Source organism: Bradyrhizobium sp. NAS96.2 (assembly GCF_001908235.1).
In the GTDB taxonomy this organism is placed as follows: Bacteria; Pseudomonadota; Alphaproteobacteria; order Rhizobiales; family Xanthobacteraceae; genus Bradyrhizobium.
In genome coordinates this window covers 1-17,044 of sequence record NZ_LGHK01000245.1, presented here as the reverse complement: position 1 = coordinate 17,044, position 17,044 = coordinate 1, and the positions used below count along the sequence as shown (strand labels likewise).

The following is a 17,044-nucleotide window of genomic DNA, read 5'->3' as shown; positions in this document are numbered from 1 at the left end:
TCGCGGGCGCGCGCCAGCGCGAGCTGCCCGCGGCGGATCTGCAGGCGATCCCACAGCGCGCGGTTCTGGTCCATCAGCAGGATCGGCTCGCCGCCTGCATCGGTGCGCGCCGCCATCCGCGAGGCATTGAACTCCATCAGCGCCAGCAGGCCGTGAGCCTCCGGCTCCGACGGCGCGATCGAGGTCAGCACGCGGCCGATGCGCAGCGCCTCGTCGCAGAGCTGCGGCCGCAGCCATTCGTCGCCGCGCGCAGCGGTATAGCCCTCGTTGAAGATCAGATAGGTGACCTCGAGCACCGAGGCGAGCCGCTCGGACAGCGCCGCGCCGCGCGGCGTCTCATAGGTGAGGCCCGACTCCGACAGCGTGCGCTTGGCGCGCACGATGCGCTGGGCGATGGTCGCTTCTGCCTGCAGGAAAGCGCGCGCGATCTCCTCGGTGGTGAGGCCGCAGATCATGCGCAGCGCCAGCGCGGCGCGCGCCTCGCGCGACAGCAGCGGATGGCAGGCGGTGAAGATCAGCCGCAGCAATTCATCCCCGATATCGTCGTCGAGCGCGGAATCGAAATCGGGCATGCTCTCCTGCTCCCGCGCCAGATCATGGGCCAGCATGCCGTGCTTGCCGGTCAGCATGCTGCTGCGCCTGATGTGATCGAGCGCACGCCGCTTGGCGGTCGCCATCAGCCAGGCGCCCGGCTTCTCCGGCACGCCGTCGGCCGGCCAGTGCTCAAGCGCGGCGACCAGCGCTTCCTGGGTCAGATCCTCGGCGAGCGGCACGTCGCGCAGCATCCGCGACAGGCGGGTGATCAGCCGCGGCTGCTCGATGCGCCACACCGCAAGGATCGTGGACTGGATGTCGGCGACCGTCATCGCCGCCGACCTGGATTGTTGCCTGGACGCGTTGTCTTCACGCGAACCGGAAGCCGCTTCGCCTGAAAACGCCCTGTCCGCTACGCATCAAGCGCTGCGGACACATCGACCTGGCAGGCGCCGTCAACGCCCATCGCCGCGAACGGACGAACCTCGCAGGTCCCTTCCCAGCCCGGCATATGCTCCTTGTGCAGCTGCATGAACTCCACGGCGGCGGCCACCGCCTCTTCCTTGTTGCGCAGCTCGAAGATCGCGTAGCCGCCGATCATCTCCTTGGTCTCGACGAACGGCCCGTCGATGACGTTGAGCTTGCCGTCGGTGATGCGGACCTGGGCACCCATCGCGACCGGCAGCAGCCCGCCGGTGTCGATCATGCGGCCGGCCTTGATTTCCCGCTCGGCGAGCTTGCCCATCGCCTCCATCAGGGCCGGCGTCGGCGGCCGCGGGGGCTGGGACGAGGTGACGATATACATGAACCGCATCGGAAAACTCCTGTTTGGGCGAGAAGCGACGATAACCGCCGCAAAACCGGCTCGCTATCGGGGACGACGATCCGGCGACCGCCGGATCGACACGGGGTCGGGAATTATTTTCGAGGTGGACGACAGATCAGGGCAAACTGCGCTCTGCCGAAATATCGAAAACAACCCCATGCAAAGGAGCCGGCGGCTGCCGGCGCTCGACACGGCAACTTGACACGTTGGGCAAATCAGGGATATATTTCTAGTATTCCGAAATTGCGCAAGCCCCCTTGCCCGCAAGTGCCGTATGCGGGGGAGTGCCATTCGTCAGCCCCCTCACTGCTCCCGCAACATGATCAGCGGGTCGGCGCTGTCGGGGACGCGGCGCCACTGGGCGTTGTCGTCGGCCTCGAACTGCCAGGTCTCGCCCTTGGCCGACATCAGGATCATCTGGCCGTGATCGAGCCGCCACTGCGTCGGATTGAAGGCTGCGACCGCGGGATCGCATTTGCCTTTCATGAACACCTGGAAATTGTCGTTGCCGGCGTCGGTGTTGGTCAGCACCAGGGCGCAGATCGCCTGGCCGTTGCCGCGCACCATCGACCAGTCGCCGATCATCTGGTCCATCGACTTGGCGAGCGAGCGGGCGGCGGCGAGATTCTGCAGGATGTAGACGCCCTCGTTGGTGCGCATGCCCTCGAAGATGCCGGTCTCGACCTCGGTGAAATCGATCACGGCCTCGCCGGCCGCGTTGTGCAGCCGCACGATATCGCCGAGGCCCTTGATGCTCCAGCCGACGATGTCCTTGGTGAAGGGCAGCGCGGCGGCGCAGGCCGGCTCGAGCTCGAGCTTGAAACCTTGCGGCGTCGCGTCGCTCTTCAACGTCACGACGCAGGTCTTGCTGCGCTCGGTGGTGGCGAGCTCCCACTGCCCGATCATGTCCTTCTTCAACGTCGTGACATCCTGCGCGGCGGCCGGACCGCACCCGGCCAGCAGCAGACACAGCACGACGTTGAAGCGGGACAATGTCATCAGCGATCCTTGACCGGCGTTTCCGCGACCGGCGTCAGCGGCGGCTTGCCGGCGAACCAGTTCGTGATGTTGTCGACCACGAGCTGGTCCATTGCGTTGCGCGTCACCACCGACGCCGAGCCGATATGCGGCAACAGCACGACGTTCTGCATCGCCTTCAGCTCGTCCGGCACGTTCGGCTCGGCCGCGAACACGTCGAGGCCGGCGGCGAGGATGGTGCCGGATTTCAGCGCCGCGACCAGCGCCGGCTCGTCGACCACCGAGCCGCGCGCGACATTGATCAGCACGCCGCGCGGGCCGAGCGCCTTCAGGACGTCGGCATTGATCATCTTCGCGGTCGAGGCGCCGCCCGGCACGATCACGATCAGGGTATCGACCGCCTTCGCCATCTCGATCAGGTCGGGATAATGCTTGTAGGAGACATCCTTGGACGGATTGCGCGAGTGATAGGACACCGGCACCCGCGAGGCCTCCAGGCGGCGTCCGATCGCCTGGCCGATCCGGCCCATGCCGACGATGCCGATCTTGCGGTCGCGCAGCGAGCCGACGCTGAGCGGATAATTCTGGGTCTGCCACAGGCCGGAGCGCACGTAGCGGTCGGCCTTGACGAACTCGCGCAGCGTCGCGATCAAGAGCCCCATCGCAACGTCGGCGACCTCCTCGGTCAGCACGTCAGGCGTGTTGGTGACCACGATATTGTGATCGCGCGCATAGGCGGAATCGACGTGGTCGTAACCGACGCCGAAGCTGCCGACGATCTCGAGCTTCGGAAACAGCGCCATCGCGGTCTTGTCGGTCGCCATCGTGTGATAGGTGACGGCGATGCCGCGGATCTTGCCCATCGTGTCCGGCGTCAGCCGCTCGAGGTCGCCGCGGCTCTCGGCCTTGTGCAGCACGTATTGGTCGGAAAAGCCGTTTTCGAGGATTGGCCGGATCGGTCCATAAATCAGCAGATCGATCTTTTCGGAAGAAATCGGGGCCATCAACTTTCCTTTCCTAACGCGCTCTCATGCCAACGCCGCAACAACAGGTGCGAAACTAGCGCCAGCAACCCATAGATGACAATCCCGGCCAGCGATAGCAGCAGAAGTGCTGCGAACATGCGGGGAATATTCAGCCGATAACCGGATTCAGCGATCCGGAACGCAAGCCCCGAGCCGGCGCCGGCACTGCCCGCCGCGATCTCCGCGACCACGGCGCCGATCAGCGACAGCCCACCGGCGATGCGCAGGCCGCCGAGGATGTAGGGCAGCGCCGCGGGCAGCTTCAGGAACAGCAATGTCTGCAGCCTTGACGCGCCATAAAGTTGAAACAATCCGGCGAGGTTGCGATCGACCGAGTTGAGCCCGAGCGTGGTGTTCGACAGCACCGGAAAGAATGCCACGATCCAGGCGCAGACGATCACGGCGGTTTGCTGCTGCAGATAGATCAGCAGCAACGGTGCGATCGCGATCACCGGCGTGACCTGCAAGACGACCGCATAGGGAAACAGCGAATATTCCAGCCATTTCGACTGGTTGAACAGCAGCGCCAACACGACGCCGCCGACCGCGGCGGCAACGAAACCCTCGAGCGTGGTCAGCAGCGTAACGCCGAGCGATTGCGACAGGATCGGCCAGTCCGCAACCAGCGTCTTCAGCACCAAGAGCGGGCTCGGCAGCACATAGGGCTGGATGCCATAGGTACGGACGATCGCTTCCCAGAGCACGAGCCCCGCGGCGAACACCGCGACGGGAAGCAAAAAGCGGATGAGGTCCTGCGGAGACTTCATGCGCCCGCCTGCCCTGCATAGGATGGCGCCAGCGCATGCGACACCTCGCGGCAGAACGCGGCGTATTCGGCCGAGGTGCGGAATTCCTCGCCGCGCGGCTCGGTCGATGCAATGCGAAACTCGGCCCCGATCCGACCCGGACGTGCCGTCATCACGATCACGCGCTCGGAGAGATAGACCGACTCGAACACCGAGTGCGTCACGAAAATGACGGTCTTGTGCAAATCGCGCCACAGCGTCAAGAGATCGTTGTTGAGGCGAAAGCGCGTGATCTCGTCGAGCGCCGCGAACGGCTCGTCCATCAGCAGGATGTCAGGATCGGTGACCAGCGCACGCGCCAGCGACACCCGCATCTTCATGCCGCCGGACAATTCGCGCGGATAGGCGCCCGCGAACTCCGCCAGCCCGACCTGATCGAGCGCAGCATCGATGCGCATTTCGGCGTCGGTCGCCGGCGCACGGGCAAGCTTCAGCGGCAGGCGGACATTGTCGCGCACGGTGGCCCACGGCATCAGGGTCGGCTCCTGGAACACGAAGCCGATCCGGTGGCTGCCGCGCCGCTCGGTGTCGTGATGCGCGAGCTCGACCGTGCCTGTGCTCGGTGCAGCGAGGCCTGCGATAATTCGCAGCGCGGTGGATTTGCCGCAACCGGAGGGCCCGAGCAGCGAGACGAACTCGCCGCTTTTGACATCGAGGTCGAGCGGCCCGAGCGCCGCCACACCGCTATCATAGGTCTTGGTGACGCCGCGCAGGCGCACGGCTGGGCCACTGGCATCGGTTTCCGGCACGATGCTCTCTATCATCGAGGGTTGGATATGGCTGAGCGCGATCGTGCCGCGAGGGACACCTCTCCCCACCGGGGAGAGGTCGGCGCGAAGCGCCGGGTGAGGGGGCGCAGGTCCCATGAGAGAGCGTCACCCCTCACCCGGATCGCATCTGACGATGCGATCCGACCTCTCCCACAAGGGGAGAGGTGGATCACCGATGCCGCACGATTTGGGGCAGACTTCATCACGCTGATTCCGGCCGTCAGTTCTTCGGCCGGAGCTCGACGCCGACCGCCTTGTTGACGAAGCGCAGCGTATAGCCCTGGCGATAGTCGATGGTGCTCTTGACCACGCCGGCGCGCACCATCTTGTCGAAGAAGCTCGCCATCCGCTCGTCGGTCATGGCGCCGATGCCGTTCTTGATGGAATCGCCGGAATCGACAATGCCGTACTCGCGCATCTTGGCGACGCAATAGGCAAGCAGCTCGTCGTTCATGTCGGGATTGAGCTTCTTGATCATCGCATTGCCGGCCGAATTGTCGCCGTACACATAGGTGTACCAGCCGACGATCGAGGCATCGACGAAGCGCTGCACCAGATCCGGCTTCTTGTCGACCAGGTCGCGGCGCGTCTCGATCAAGGTCGAATAGGAGTTGAAGCCGTAATCGGCGAGCAGCAGCACGTTCGGCTTGAAGCCGGCGGCCTTCTCGACCGCAAAGGGCTCGGAGGTGACATAGCCCTGCATCGCGGTCTGCTTGTTCACGATGAAGGGCTGCGGGTTGAACGTGTAGGGCTTCACCTTGTTCTCGTCGAAGCCGTATTCGGATTTCAGCCACTGGAAATAGCTGGTGATGCCTTCCTTCGAGATCAGCAGCGTCAGCGGCTTCAGATCCTCGATTTTGCTGACCTTGACCTCCGGGTGGGTCAGGAAGACCTGCGGGTCCTTCTGGAACATAGCGGCGACGGCGACCAGCGGCACGTTGTTGGTGACGGCATCGAAGGTCTGCAGCGAGTTCGCGCTCATGAAGAAGTCGAGCTTGCCCGCGATCAGGAGCATGCGGTTGTTCTCGTTGGGACCGCCGGGCACGATGGTGACGTCGAGGCCGTATTTCTTGTAGGTGCCGTCGGCAAGCGCCTGGAAGAACCCGCCATGCTCGCCTTCGGCGACCCAATTGGTGCCGAACGAGACCTTGTCCAAGGTCTTGTCCGAGCTCTGCGCCCGCGCCGGAACGAGGCTTACGGAAACGCCGAGGGTGGCGGCCAGCAGAGCTGTGGTTAACGCTCGCAGCAAAAAGGCCGGGATCATGGTTGGACTCCGTCTGATATTATGGCCCATGATGGAAGGCGGGAAGACGCGGACCGCGCCCGGAGACGCGAACGCCTCACGATGTTAAACAAACTAGCCTGCAAATCCATCCCATGAAACGCTCGTATTGAAACGATAGCCTTGATGACTTCTCAGCTTCCGCCCCGTGACTGGACCGCCATCCATTGGCCCGATATCGCCGAGGGCGCGGCCGCACGCTGGATCGCGGTGCTGCCGCTGGCCGCGACCGAGCAGCACGGACCGCATCTGCCGCTTGGAACCGACGTCATGATCGGCGAGGCATATCTGGCGCGGGTGCAGGCGCTGCTGCCGGCCACCGTCCCGGCGACGTTCCTGCCCTTGCAGCCGGTCGGCATCTCCACCGAGCACATCGATTTTCCGGGCACGCTGACCCTGCCGACCAATGTGGCGCTGAAGAGCTGGATGGCGCTCGGCGAGAGCGTGGCGCGCGCCGGGATCAGGAAGCTCGTGATCGTGACCAGCCATGGCGGCAATTCCGCCGCGATGCAGTTGGTGGCGCAGGACTTGCGCGCGCAACACCAAATGCTGGTGGTAACCACGAGCTGGTCGCGCTTCGGCACGCCGGACGGGCTGTTCGAGGCCGACGAATTGCGCCACGGCATCCATGGCGGCGCGGTCGAGACCTCGATCATGCTGGCGAAGTATCCGCAACATGTGCGGAAGGATGCAATCGCGGACTTCAAGCCCGCGAGCATTCAGATCGAGAAGGATCACCGCTTGCTGTCGACCCAGCGGCCGGCGCCGTTCGCCTGGCAGGCGCAGGATCTCAATCCAAGCGGCGCCATCGGCGATGCGACCAAGGCTTCTGCGGACAAGGGCGAGCAGCTGCTCGAGCATGGCGCACGCGCGTTCTCCGAGCTGCTCGCGGATGTCGACAGGTTCGATCCGGGCGTATTTCAGGGCAACTGACCGGAGTTGCCGGTGCTATGGCGTTGGAGGAGATTTGAGTCCCTATGCCAGCTTGGCTTGATCTGCTTCAATTTTGCTGGGTTGTTGGTTTCGTAATTCTGGGAACCCGGATTTGGATTCTCGGTATGGAAATCTCGCAGCATATCTTACCGGGCGTCAGCAAGTGGAAGTTGCGATTGCTCCGAGGGGCTCCCTCCTACGACCAGCTTGACGCGAGAGGGCAGATCATGATGCGCCAATTTCATCGCCTTCTGTGGATGGCTCTGCTGCCGTACTTCGTTGGAGGCGGGCTCCTGTTTGATTTCCTGAAAAAGCATTTGCAGTAATGATTGGCTTTCCGCCCCTTTAGGCGTTGCGTCATAATACCGCGAATTACTTCGTCTTGTTCGTCGCGACGAAACAATTCACGAAACCATATTTCCCGGATCGGCCTTCGAACCGGAACCGGAAAGCCTCCGTCCAACGGGCATGCGGACCACACCGGCGCCGCGCCCACACAGGATGGAGTATCCCATGTCGATCAAGACCAAGTTCGCCGCCCTCGCCCTTGCCGCGCTCGCCGTGACCGGCACCATCGCATCCACTACGTCGCAGGCCGAAGCCAAGCCATACGGCTGGGGCTGGGGCGTTGGCGCGGGCCTCGTCGGCGCCGCCATCGTCGGCAGCGCGATCGCGGCCAGCGACGGCTACTACGACACCGGCTATCGCCGCTGCGGCTGGGTGCGCCAGTTCGACGCCTACGGCAACTACATCGGCCGCGTGCGCTCCTGCTACTGATCGACGGGTTTTTCCAAAGGCTGCGGATCCTGCGTTCGGCGCGGGTCCTCATCCACCCCGTGTCGCACACGACCCGTCCGGCGATCCCCCGGGCGGGTCAACCTCCATCAGCTCGCGACATACCGACGCGGGTCACAGATATTTCGCGATCAGCCGGAAGTCGCGCAGCACATTGCGGCCCTTCGGGCCCGATGCCTTCAGCGTGTCTTCCAGGCTGTGGCCGATGTGATCGTGGATCAGCGCCTTCTTGGCGCTCTCGATCGCGCTCTCCACCGCCTGCAATTGCTGGGCGATCTGCGCACAGGGCCGGCCCTGCTCGATCATCTCGACGATGGTCTCGAGATGGCCGTTGGCGCGCTTCAGGCGCCGGGCGATCGCAACGTGCGGATGGTCGTCGGGCATATGGTTCTCCTATCCTCCCCGGAGGATAGTCATGATCCTCCCCGGAGGATAGCAGAATCGGGTTGACAGGCCATTGTGACGGGCGTAGTGCCCGATAGTCGGAACATTCGTTCCGCAACGGGGTTCTGCCCCGGACATCAACCGGACCACGAGCCAGCACAGAAGGCACATGGGCAGTAGCAACTCAGGCGACAGTAGACCCACGACGGGACTGTTGACGCCGCAACATAGCAAGACTGTCGCGCAGATTGCCTGCGTGGATGGGTGGTTGCGCCTCGCGTAACCGCCTGCTCCTCACCGGCCTGCCGCGCGACAGCGGAAGTGGAGGTGAGCGATGTTCGAAAAGCTCGCAAAATTCCGGCAAGCAAGCCCGCGGCGCGGTGTCGAGCCGCGGCGCATGCCGCCGCCGCCGGCCAGCTATTCCAATGACAACCTGCCGGGTTTTCGCCGCCCGGCGGACCGCCGGCGCCCAATCCCGGCCTGCCGTTGGATCCTGATCGACGGCCGGCTGGAGTGCCGGTGGATCGTCGAAACCACCCTCGAATCATCAACGAATGATCTCGACCGACAGCGGCGCGCGGACCGGCATTCCGGCCCGCGCGCAACAATCGCGCGTTTCGCCGCAAAGCTGACCGCAACCGCCTGAAGGACCGACATGGACGAAGGACCTAGTGGTCCCGTTGCGCGCCATCGCGGCGCGGCAACGGGACCTTCGAACTGCATGACATCTGGAAATGCCGCTGCTCACGGTAGCGGAGAGATGCGCGCCTGACCGCTCCGCGTCCCTCTCGCCGTGCCCGAAGGGCGGCGAGAGGGACGCGATATGAACGATACCAACACCACCCAAACCGCCATTCTAGACACCGCGCATGCCGGCGACATCCGCGGCGCGCTCGGCAGCATCGCGCGGGACGACACCGCGCCGCGCGCGACCTTGCTTGCCCGCTTCAAGACCCTGCTCGCTATCGTCGGCCCCGGCCTGATCGTAATGGTCGGCGACAACGACGCCGGCGCCTTCGGCACCTATACCCAGGCCGGCCAGAACTACGGCACCGCGCTGCTGTGGACGCTGTTGCTGCTGATCCCCGTGCTCTACGTCAACCAGGAGATGGTGGTGCGGCTCGGCGCCGTCACCGGCGTCGGCCATGCGCAGCTGATCTTCGAGCGCTTCGGCAAGTTCTGGGGCGCCTTCAGCGTCATCGACCTCCTGGTGCTGAACGCGCTGACCATCGTCACCGAATTCATCGGCATCACCTTCGCGCTCAGTTTTCTCGGCGTCTCGCAGTTTTGGGGCGTATTGGCTTCGGCCGTCATTGTGATGCTGGCGGTCTCGACCGGCGACTTCCGCCGCTTCGAACGCTTCGGCATCGTGCTGGTCGCCGGCAGCCTGCTGCTGGTGCCTGTCATCCTGATGGTGCATCCGCCGATCGGGCAGATCGCCTCGGACTTCTTCGTGCCGAAGATGCCGCACGACGCCAAGCTCAGCGAAGTGATGCTGCTGATCGTCGCGATCGTCGGCACCACGGTGGCGCCGTGGCAATTGTTCTTCCAGCAGAGCTACATCGTCGACAAGCGGATCACGCCGCGCTTCATCCGCTATGAGCGGATGGATCTGTGCATCGGCATCGTGCTGGTCGTGGTCGGCGCCGTGGCGATGATCTCGTTCTGCGCCGAGGTGTTCGCAGGAAGGCCGGAATTCGGCAATTACACCGACGCACTGGGGACCGCGGTCGGACTCGAGACATACGCCGGCCGGCTGCCGGCGGTGCTGTTTGCCCTCGCGCTGCTGGATGCCTGCATCATCGGCGCGGCCGCGGTCTCCCTCTCGACGGCCTACGCGATCGGCGACGTGTTCGCGGTCAAGCACTCGCTGCACCGCAAGCCGTGGGATGCGAAAGGCTTCTACAGCGTCTATTGCGGCCTGATCGTGCTCGCCGCGGTGCTGGTGCTGACGCCGGGCACACCGCTCGGGCTGCTCACCAACGCGGTACAGACGCTCGCTGGCGTGCTGCTGCCGAGCGCGACCGTGTTCCTGCTGCTGCTCTGCAACGACCGCCACATCCTCGGACCCTGGATCAACTCGACCCGGCTGAACCTGTTCACCGGCGCAGTGGTGGCGGGGCTGGTGATGCTGTCGGTGATCCTGACCGCCGCGGTGCTGTTCCCCGATCTCGGCGAGGCCTGGATCATCGGCATCCTCATTGGCGGCAGCGTGCTTGCGCTCGCGGTCACGGCAGCCGCGAAGCTGTACGAGATGTCGTCGCGCCGCAACGCCTCGTTCCGCTTCAAGCGACACCACCCGCCGCTGTTCGACCGCGACACCTGGCGGATGCCGCCGCTCGACCGGCTGCCGCCGGCGCGGCTCAGCCCGCTGAGCCGGATCTGGATGATCGTGCTGCGCGGCTATCTGGTCGTCGCCGCCGGGCTCGTGCTGCTGCGGATCGTCCAGCTCGCCACGGTCGGGGCGTGACGACGCTTGGCCGCGGCCAGCGATGGGGCGCGATCGTGTTGTTCAGGCTGGCGAGCGCCATCCTGCGCGGCGCAACCGCGCTCCATCAGCGACGCATGATTTCAGGCGCCGGCTTAAGGACGGCGCTGTCGACGGTGCGATGTGTGGAAGGAGCCGGCGCGAGGATCGTGCTCGGCAGCAAATCGCAACCGGCTTTCATCAAGACAAGGGAAGAAGACGATGGTGGCGCTGATTGAACGGCCGGGGCTCGGCCGATTTGCCACAGGCGGGCGGTCGATCGCAGCCGGCGAGGGCTCCGGTCGCGTGCTGTTGCGTGACTGTCATAGTGGCATGCAAATCGAAGAGGTATCCGGAGCACCTCAGTTGCTATTGCGAATGATTTGCAATAAGCACCAGGGGATGCTAGGTGCTGATCTGGCTTTGGATGGGACGATACGGATCGGACCGGGGACGGCGGGCAATGACTTCAAATCTCGGGTGGCAAGTGGCCGCCAAATCTGCAATGCCGGGCGAAATCGCCAACCGTCCGCGGAAAGCCGCGTCATGACTTGCGTCCGCCTCTCCCGGGTTCGGATCGCCGCCGGCGCAGCGCTCGGCGCGGCCGCATTCGGCACGCCTGCCGCCGCGGCCGATCTGCCGCTCAAATCTCCCGCCGCCAAGGCGGTCTACAGCTGGACCGGCTTCTATGTCGGCGGCCATGTCGGCTATGGCGACGGCAGCCTCGGTGCAGGTACCAATCCGCTTCCCCTGCAGGCCGTCTTCTTTCCACACAGCATCACGGGCGGGATCGGCGGCTTCCAGGTCGGGTACAATCGCCAGTTCGCAAACCGCTTCGTGCTCGGCGTCGAGGCCGACGCGACATTCGTCGGGCCGGTCGATCTGCCGCGGCGCATGCTCGGTCCCTTCAACTCCTCGATCGACTATGTCGGCACCGTGCGCGGCCGCGCCGGCTACGCCCTCAACGGCTGGATGCCTTATGTCACCGGCGGCTTCGCCTGGGGCCGCACCCAGGTCCGGGTGAATGACAATGCCGGCAACGTCGTCTCCGAACCGGGGCAGTATCAGACCGGATGGACCGTCGGCGCCGGCGCCGAATTTGCGCTGAGCGGCAACTGGACTGCGAAGCTCGAATACGACTACGTCGACCTGTCGCGCCGTACGGTCGGTCTTGGCGACTTCGGCATGCCCGGCGTCAGCATCGACCCGCGACTGCACCTGCTGAAATTTGGGCTGAACTATCAGCTCGGCGACTCGCCATGGTCGGCGACCCCGACCCAGCCCCGGCTGCCGGAATCCGACAATTGGTCCGTGCATGCGCAGACGACGCTGATCGGACAAGGCTACCCGTCCTTCCGCTCAGCCTATAGCGGCACCAACAGCCTTCCGGCGGTCGGGCAGGTGCAGCAGACCTGGACCACGACCGCCTTCCTCGGCGTCAAGCTGTGGGAAGGTGGCGAGCTCTACTTCAACCCGGAGACCGCGCAGGGCTTCGGCCTCAACGGCACACTTGGCATCGCCGGCTTCCCGAACGGCGAAGCGCAGAAGGCCGGCGCCGAATATCCGAGGATCCGGCCGCAACGTTACTACTTCAAGCAGACCTTCGGCTTCGGCGGCGAGCAGGAGGACGTTCCCGACGGTCCCAACCAGATCGCGGGCAAGCGCGACATCGATCGCCTCACCCTCATCGTCGGCCGCTTCGCGATCGGCGATTTCTTCGACGGCAATTCCTACGCCAAGGACCCGCGCGCCGACTTCATGAACTGGGCGATGTGGGCGTCGGCGGCCTATGACTTTCCGGCCGACCTGCCCGGCTACACCCGCGGTGCCGTGGTCGAGTTCAACCGCAAGGATTGGGCGGTGCGCGCCGGCGTGTTCCAGGTGCCCAATGCACCGAACAACGACGTCTTGATCTCGAACCCCAACAACGGCGGTGCGGTGATCGAATTCGAGGGTCGCTATTCGATCTTCGATCAGCCCGGCAAGCTGCGCGTCGGCGTGTTCGGCAATCGCGGCAACACCGGCAATTACGCCCAAGCGCTCGCGATCGAGGATGCCAACCCGGCGCTCGACATCAACGACGTGATGGCCGGCATCCGCAAGGACAACACCAAATACGGCTTCTACCTCAACGGCGAGCAGCAGATCGCAACCGATGTCGGCCTGTTCGGCCGTCTGAGCTGGAACGACGGCCGCAACGAGATCCTGTCGTTCACCGATGTCGATCGCAGCGTCTCCGGCGGCCTGTCGATCAAGGGCAGCTCCTGGGGCCGGGCCAATGATACGATCGGCATCGGCGGCGCGGTCAACGGGCTCTCGGCCGCGCACCGCGACTACCTCGCCGCCGGCGGCCTTGGCATCCTGATCGGCGACGGCGCGCTGAACTACAGCCCGGAGCGGATTTTCGAGACCTACTACGCCTACCAGGTGAACAAGAACCTGACGCTGACCGCGGACTATCAGTTCATCACCAACCCCGCCTACAACGCCGACCGCGGCCCGGTGCACATCTTCTCCGGCCGCATCCACGGCGAGTTTTGATCCTGACGTAGCTGTTGTAGCCCGGATGGAGCGCAGCGAAATCCGGGGCAGGTGGCGAGCACGTTCGACCGCCCCCGGATTTCGCTTCGCTTCATCCGGGCTACGAAACCCGTTCAGGGTTCAAATTTTTTCCCCGTCATTGCGAGCGACGCGAAGTAATCCATAGCGCCGCGTATGCCGAAGCATGGATTGCTTCGTCGCTTCGCTCCTCGCAATGACGGCTGAATTGGTTGGGACAGCAAACGCCCTCTCCCCACTCAGATATATGTAGACCCCCCCGGGCTTGCCGCAAGCCCGGGGGTCATCCCGTAGAACGCGCGCCCAATCGAACGGAGGAGTGCGGGATGCGGGAACATGCTGTGGTGATTGCCGGAGGAGGTCCGACCGGGCTGATGCTGGCGGGCGAACTGGCGCTGGCCGGGGTCGATGTCGCTGTCGTCGAGCGGCGCGCGAGAGCGGACCTGATCGGCTCGCGGGCGGGCGGCCTGCATGCGCGCACCATCGAGGTGCTCGATCAGCGCGGCATTGGCGATCGATTCGTCGCGCAGGGAACGCGCCATCCCGCGGTGCTGTTCCACTCGCATCTGGTTCCGCTTGATATCACCGACTTTCCGACCCGGCGCAATTTCACGCTCGGGCTGTTCCAGACCCATACCGAACGCATTCTCGGCGAATGGGTGAGCGAGCTCGCGGTGCCGATCTATCGCGCACGCGACGTGACCGGCTTTGCGCAGGACGACACCGGCGTCGATGTCGAGCTGGCAGACGGCCGGCTCCGCGCGCAGTATCTCGTCGGCTGCGACGGCGGCCGGAGCGTCGTGCGCAAGGCGGCCGGTATCGAATTCGCCGGATGGGATCCGACCAGGAGCTGGCTGATCGCCGAAGCCGAGATGTCCAGCGAACCGCAATGGGGCTTTCGCCAGGACGACACCGGCACCTATGCGATCGGCAAGGTGGAGGACAGCGGGCGGGTGCGGGTCGTGCTGACCGAGCGGCAACTCGGCACCGAAAGAGAGCCGACCCTGCGCGACGTGAGCGAGACGCTGGCCGCCGCGTACGGCACCGATTTCGGCATCCACAATCCGGCCTGGATCTCGCGCTTCACCGACATGACCCGGCAGGCGGTGAGCTATCGCAAGCAGCGCGTGCTGCTGGCCGGCGATGCCGCCCATGTACATCCGCCGATGGGCGGACAGGGGCTCAATATCGGCGTGCAGGACGCGGTGAATCTGGGCTGGAAGCTCGCCCAGGTGGTCAAGCTGATCTCGCCGGACAGCCTGCTCGACAGCTATCAGGCCGAACGGCATCCGGTCGCGGCCCGCGTGCTGCGCAACACCATGGCGCACGTCGCGCTCAGCCGCACCGATGCGCGCAGCAAGGCGCTGAACGAAATCGTCTCCGACCTGCTGCGCATAGACGAGCCGCGCCGACGATTTGTCGCGATGATGTCGGGCCTCGACCTTCATTACGATCTCGGCGACGGCCATCCGTTGCTCGGACGCCGCATGCCCGACCTAGACCTCGTCACCGCCGACGGCCCGCGCCGGGTCTTCGCGCTGCTGCACCAGGCGCGGCCGGTGCTGCTGAATTTCGGCGAGCCCGGCAGCTTCGACATCGCGGGATGGACCGACCGGGTTCAGCTGGTCGACGCCGATGATGCCGGCGCCTTCGAGATTCCCGCGCTCGGCCCGGTTCCGGCACCCTTAGCTGTGCTGATCCGGCCCGACGGCTATGTGGCGTGGGTCGGAGACCGGACCCGCACCGGCCTCACGGAGGCGCTGACCAGATGGTTCGGCGCGCCGACGTAAGCGGGACGCCCTACCCCGCCGGCTGGAACGAATCCGCGCGCGCCATTGCCCAGGCGTCGCGGAAGCGGGGATCCTGGGTGCCTTCGAGCAACTCGCCCGGGCGCAGCGTCGGATAGAGCTGCGCGAAGGTGCGGACGTCGGTGGTCGAGGACCGCTGCGAGAAGTGGATCGGGCGCAGCTCCTTGGTGTGCTCGAGGCCGGCGGCGGCGAGCAGCTCGGTCAGCGCGTGCAGGGTCGAGTGATGGTAGTTGTACACGCGCTCGATCTTGTCCGGCACATAGAGCGCGCGGTTGCGGATCGGGTCCTGCGAGGTGACGCCGGTCGGGCAGCGGTCGGTGTGGCAGCTCAGGGACTGGATGCAGCCGAGCGCGAACATGAAGCCGCGGGCCGAATTGCACCAGTCGGCCCCGATCGCCATCGCGCGCGCCATGTCGAAGGCGGTGGCGATCTTGCCGGCAGCACCGATCTTGATGCGGTCGCGCGCGCCGATGCCGATCAGCGCGTTGTGGACGAAATTGACGCCCTCGCGCATCGGCATGCCCAAATGGTCCATGAACTCGAGCGGCGCGGCGCCGGTGCCGCCTTCATTGCCGTCGACCACGATGAAGTCGGGATAGAGCCCGCTCTCCTTCATCGCCTTGCAGATCGCCAGGAACTCCCAGGGATGGCCGATGCACATCTTGAAGCCGGCCGGCTTGCCCCCGGACAGCTTGCGCATCTGGGCGATGAATTCCATCATCTGGATCGGCGTCGAGAACGCCTTGTGATAGGCGGGAGAGATGCAGTCCTCGCCCATCGGCACGCCGCGAATCTTGGAAATCTCCTCGGAGACCTTCGCGGCCGGCAGCACGCCGCCATGGCCGGGCTTGGCGCCCTGGCTGATCTTGAGCTCGACCATCTTGATCTGGTCGTCGCCCGCGACGCTTGCAAAGAGCTCCGGATTGAAGGTGCCGTCACGGTTGCGGCAGCCGAAATAGCCGGAGCCGACCTCCCAGATGATGTCGCCGCCCATCTCGCGGTGATAGGGGCTGACGCCGCCCTCGCCGGTGTCGTGGGCGAAGCCGCCCTTCTTGGCGCCGGCATTCAGCGCCCGCACCGCGTTCGGGCTGAGCGCGCCAAAGCTCATCGCCGAGATGTTGAAGACCGAGGCCGAATACGGCTTGGTGCAATCGGGCCCGCCGATCGTGATGCGGAATTTCTCGTCGGCACGCGGCTTCGGCGCCACCGAATGATGCATCCACTCGTAGCCCTCGCGGTAGACGTCCTCCTGGGTGCCGAACGGCCGCTTGTCGAGCACCATCTTGGCGCGCTGATAGACCACCGCGCGGGTGTCGCGCGAGAACGGCATGCCGTCCTTCTCGCTCTCGAAGAAATACTGCCGCATCTCCGGGCGGATTTCCTCGAGCAGGAAGCGGACATGCGCCGAAATCGGGTAGTTGCGCAGCACCGCGTGGTTCTTCTGCGTGAAGTCGCGGATGCCGAGCAGGGTCAGCGCGCCGAAGATGACCAGCGGGATCAGGATGATCTTGAAGACCTTGTGGTCGAAAATTCCAACCAGCAGCAGCAGCGCGGTGACGACGGCGCAGATCGTCAGCACGATGAAGCGCGGTGAGAACGGAAGCAGAAGCGTGTCCATCAAAATCCCTCAACCGGTCTGCCCAGAATACCCTGACGGCGGTGAGCCTAATCTAACTCGCGGAACAAGTGCACTACGGTTATACGGCCGAGCAGTCACAGGTGTGACAACCGCCCGGATGGGCGGGTGTGAGTGCCGCGGTCGTTCAACTTGTCCCACCTGCTGCAGTGCAACGAAGGTGACCGCGCAAAGACTGCGCTCCCTCTCCCGCTTGCGGGGGAGGGTCGGGGTGGGGGCCTCTCTCCGCGAGTCACATCGT

The 17,044-nt window shown here is 64.9% G+C and carries 18 protein-coding genes; 9 read left to right on the top strand and 9 right to left on the bottom strand.

From position 1 onward, the window contains the following. On the bottom strand, positions 1 to 866 hold an 866-nt coding region (locus AC628_RS37425), incomplete at its 3' end, for an RNA polymerase sigma factor (RefSeq protein WP_074131671.1). 80 nt (positions 867 to 946) lie between these two features. Then, on the bottom strand, positions 947 to 1,348 hold the full coding sequence (locus AC628_RS37420; RefSeq protein ID WP_074131670.1) for a YciI family protein: 402 nt from the start codon (positions 1,346 to 1,348) through the stop codon (positions 947 to 949). Here AC628_RS37420 and AC628_RS43485 point away from each other — a divergent pair. Next, positions 1,338 to 1,562, top strand: a complete 225-nt coding sequence (locus AC628_RS43485; RefSeq protein WP_143202019.1) for a hypothetical protein — start codon at positions 1,338 to 1,340, stop codon at positions 1,560 to 1,562. The two genes, AC628_RS37420 and AC628_RS43485, sit on opposite strands and share 11 nt — an antisense overlap. 101 nt (positions 1,563 to 1,663) lie before the next feature. On the opposite strand, the gene AC628_RS37415 is transcribed toward AC628_RS43485, so the two are convergent. From AC628_RS37415 to AC628_RS37395, 5 genes are all read right to left on the bottom strand, one after another. After that, the gene (locus tag AC628_RS37415) at positions 1,664 to 2,359 is read right to left on the bottom strand and encodes an AprI/Inh family metalloprotease inhibitor (protein WP_074131669.1); all 696 of its coding nucleotides are present in this window, start codon (positions 2,357 to 2,359) and stop codon (positions 1,664 to 1,666) included. After that, complete coding sequence (locus AC628_RS37410; protein ID WP_074131668.1) at positions 2,359 to 3,342, bottom strand: 2-hydroxyacid dehydrogenase; 984 nt, start codon at positions 3,340 to 3,342, stop codon at positions 2,359 to 2,361. Before AC628_RS37410 ends, AC628_RS37415 begins: the two co-directional genes overlap by 1 nt. After that, the gene (locus AC628_RS37405) at positions 3,342 to 4,130 is read right to left on the bottom strand and encodes an ABC transporter permease (RefSeq protein WP_074131667.1); all 789 of its coding nucleotides are present in this window, start codon (positions 4,128 to 4,130) and stop codon (positions 3,342 to 3,344) included. The genes AC628_RS37410 and AC628_RS37405 overlap by 1 nt, the downstream gene beginning before the upstream one ends. Further along, positions 4,127 to 4,933 carry an ABC transporter ATP-binding protein gene (locus AC628_RS37400; RefSeq protein WP_074131666.1) on the bottom strand — a complete coding sequence of 269 codons (807 nt, stop codon included), beginning with the start codon at positions 4,931 to 4,933 and terminating at the stop codon, positions 4,127 to 4,129. The genes AC628_RS37405 and AC628_RS37400 overlap by 4 nt, the downstream gene beginning before the upstream one ends. Before the next feature lie 226 nt (positions 4,934 to 5,159). Then, on the bottom strand, positions 5,160 to 6,203 hold the full coding sequence (locus AC628_RS37395) for an ABC transporter substrate-binding protein (RefSeq protein WP_074131665.1): 1,044 nt from the start codon (positions 6,201 to 6,203) through the stop codon (positions 5,160 to 5,162). Positions 6,204 to 6,347: 144 nt separating this feature from the next. Between AC628_RS37395 and AC628_RS37390 the strand changes: the two genes are divergently transcribed. From AC628_RS37390 to AC628_RS37380, 3 genes are all read left to right on the top strand, one after another. Then, a complete protein-coding gene (locus AC628_RS37390; protein ID WP_074131664.1) occupies positions 6,348 to 7,154 on the top strand; it encodes a creatininase family protein in 807 nt (268 codons plus the stop codon). Positions 7,155 to 7,279: 125 nt separating this feature from the next. Beyond that, entirely contained in the window at positions 7,280 to 7,480 is a 201-nt protein-coding gene (locus tag AC628_RS37385) for a hypothetical protein (protein ID WP_143202018.1), read from the top strand. A gap of 187 nt (positions 7,481 to 7,667) precedes the next feature. Further along, entirely contained in the window at positions 7,668 to 7,931 is a 264-nt protein-coding gene (locus AC628_RS37380) for a hypothetical protein (protein ID WP_074131672.1), read from the top strand. A 132-nt stretch (positions 7,932 to 8,063) separates the two neighbouring features. On the opposite strand, the gene AC628_RS37375 is transcribed toward AC628_RS37380, so the two are convergent. Then, positions 8,064 to 8,333, bottom strand: a complete 270-nt coding sequence (locus AC628_RS37375) for a metal-sensing transcriptional repressor (protein ID WP_074131662.1) — start codon at positions 8,331 to 8,333, stop codon at positions 8,064 to 8,066. Between the two features lie 334 nt (positions 8,334 to 8,667). On the opposite strand from AC628_RS37375, the gene AC628_RS37370 reads away from it, so the two are divergent. The 5 genes from AC628_RS37370 to AC628_RS37350 all read left to right on the top strand — a co-directional run bounded on the left by AC628_RS37370 (position 8,668) and on the right by AC628_RS37350 (position 15,149). Next, the gene (locus AC628_RS37370; RefSeq protein WP_074131661.1) at positions 8,668 to 8,979 is read left to right on the top strand and encodes a hypothetical protein; all 312 of its coding nucleotides are present in this window, start codon (positions 8,668 to 8,670) and stop codon (positions 8,977 to 8,979) included. A 177-nt stretch (positions 8,980 to 9,156) separates the two neighbouring features. Beyond that, positions 9,157 to 10,803, top strand: coding sequence for an NRAMP family divalent metal transporter (locus tag AC628_RS37365; protein ID WP_074131660.1), 1,647 nt, complete (start codon positions 9,157 to 9,159; stop codon positions 10,801 to 10,803). A 38-nt stretch (positions 10,804 to 10,841) separates the two neighbouring features. Beyond that, entirely contained in the window at positions 10,842 to 11,039 is a 198-nt protein-coding gene (locus AC628_RS37360) for a hypothetical protein (protein WP_143202017.1), read from the top strand. A gap of 307 nt (positions 11,040 to 11,346) precedes the next feature. After that, entirely contained in the window at positions 11,347 to 13,341 is a 1,995-nt protein-coding gene (locus tag AC628_RS37355; protein WP_074131658.1) for a carbohydrate porin, read from the top strand. Positions 13,342 to 13,685: 344 nt separating this feature from the next. Continuing rightward, positions 13,686 to 15,149 carry an FAD-dependent monooxygenase gene (locus tag AC628_RS37350; RefSeq protein ID WP_074131657.1) on the top strand — a complete coding sequence of 488 codons (1,464 nt, stop codon included), beginning with the start codon at positions 13,686 to 13,688 and terminating at the stop codon, positions 15,147 to 15,149. A 10-nt stretch (positions 15,150 to 15,159) separates the two neighbouring features. Here AC628_RS37350 and AC628_RS37345 read toward each other — a convergent pair whose 3' ends face one another. Then, the gene (locus tag AC628_RS37345; protein WP_074131656.1) at positions 15,160 to 16,785 is read right to left on the bottom strand and encodes an FMN-binding glutamate synthase family protein; all 1,626 of its coding nucleotides are present in this window, start codon (positions 16,783 to 16,785) and stop codon (positions 15,160 to 15,162) included. Positions 16,786 to 17,044: the final 259 nt, after the last annotated feature.

Coding starts and splice junctions, on each gene's coding strand:
- AC628_RS37385 (WP_143202018.1), top strand. CDS start 7,280: ATGGAAATCTCGCAGCATATCTTACCGGGCGTCAGCAAGTGGAAGTTG.
- AC628_RS37355 (WP_074131658.1), top strand. CDS start 11,347: ATGACTTGCGTCCGCCTCTCCCGGGTTCGGATCGCCGCCGGCGCAGCG.
- AC628_RS37410 (WP_074131668.1), bottom strand. CDS start 3,342: ATGGCCCCGATTTCTTCCGAAAAGATCGATCTGCTGATTTATGGACCG.
- AC628_RS43485 (WP_143202019.1), top strand. CDS start 1,338: ATGAACCGCATCGGAAAACTCCTGTTTGGGCGAGAAGCGACGATAACC.
- AC628_RS37370 (WP_074131661.1), top strand. CDS start 8,668: ATGTTCGAAAAGCTCGCAAAATTCCGGCAAGCAAGCCCGCGGCGCGGT.
- AC628_RS37400 (WP_074131666.1), bottom strand. CDS start 4,933: ATGATAGAGAGCATCGTGCCGGAAACCGATGCCAGTGGCCCAGCCGTG.
- AC628_RS37365 (WP_074131660.1), top strand. CDS start 9,157: ATGAACGATACCAACACCACCCAAACCGCCATTCTAGACACCGCGCAT.
- AC628_RS37375 (WP_074131662.1), bottom strand. CDS start 8,333: ATGCCCGACGACCATCCGCACGTTGCGATCGCCCGGCGCCTGAAGCGC.
- AC628_RS37350 (WP_074131657.1), top strand. CDS start 13,686: ATGCGGGAACATGCTGTGGTGATTGCCGGAGGAGGTCCGACCGGGCTG.
- AC628_RS37415 (WP_074131669.1), bottom strand. CDS start 2,359: ATGACATTGTCCCGCTTCAACGTCGTGCTGTGTCTGCTGCTGGCCGGG.
- AC628_RS37405 (WP_074131667.1), bottom strand. CDS start 4,130: ATGAAGTCTCCGCAGGACCTCATCCGCTTTTTGCTTCCCGTCGCGGTG.
- AC628_RS37390 (WP_074131664.1), top strand. CDS start 6,348: ATGACTTCTCAGCTTCCGCCCCGTGACTGGACCGCCATCCATTGGCCC.
- AC628_RS37420 (WP_074131670.1), bottom strand. CDS start 1,348: ATGCGGTTCATGTATATCGTCACCTCGTCCCAGCCCCCGCGGCCGCCG.
- AC628_RS37395 (WP_074131665.1), bottom strand. CDS start 6,203: ATGATCCCGGCCTTTTTGCTGCGAGCGTTAACCACAGCTCTGCTGGCC.
- AC628_RS37345 (WP_074131656.1), bottom strand. CDS start 16,785: ATGGACACGCTTCTGCTTCCGTTCTCACCGCGCTTCATCGTGCTGACG.
- AC628_RS37380 (WP_074131672.1), top strand. CDS start 7,668: ATGTCGATCAAGACCAAGTTCGCCGCCCTCGCCCTTGCCGCGCTCGCC.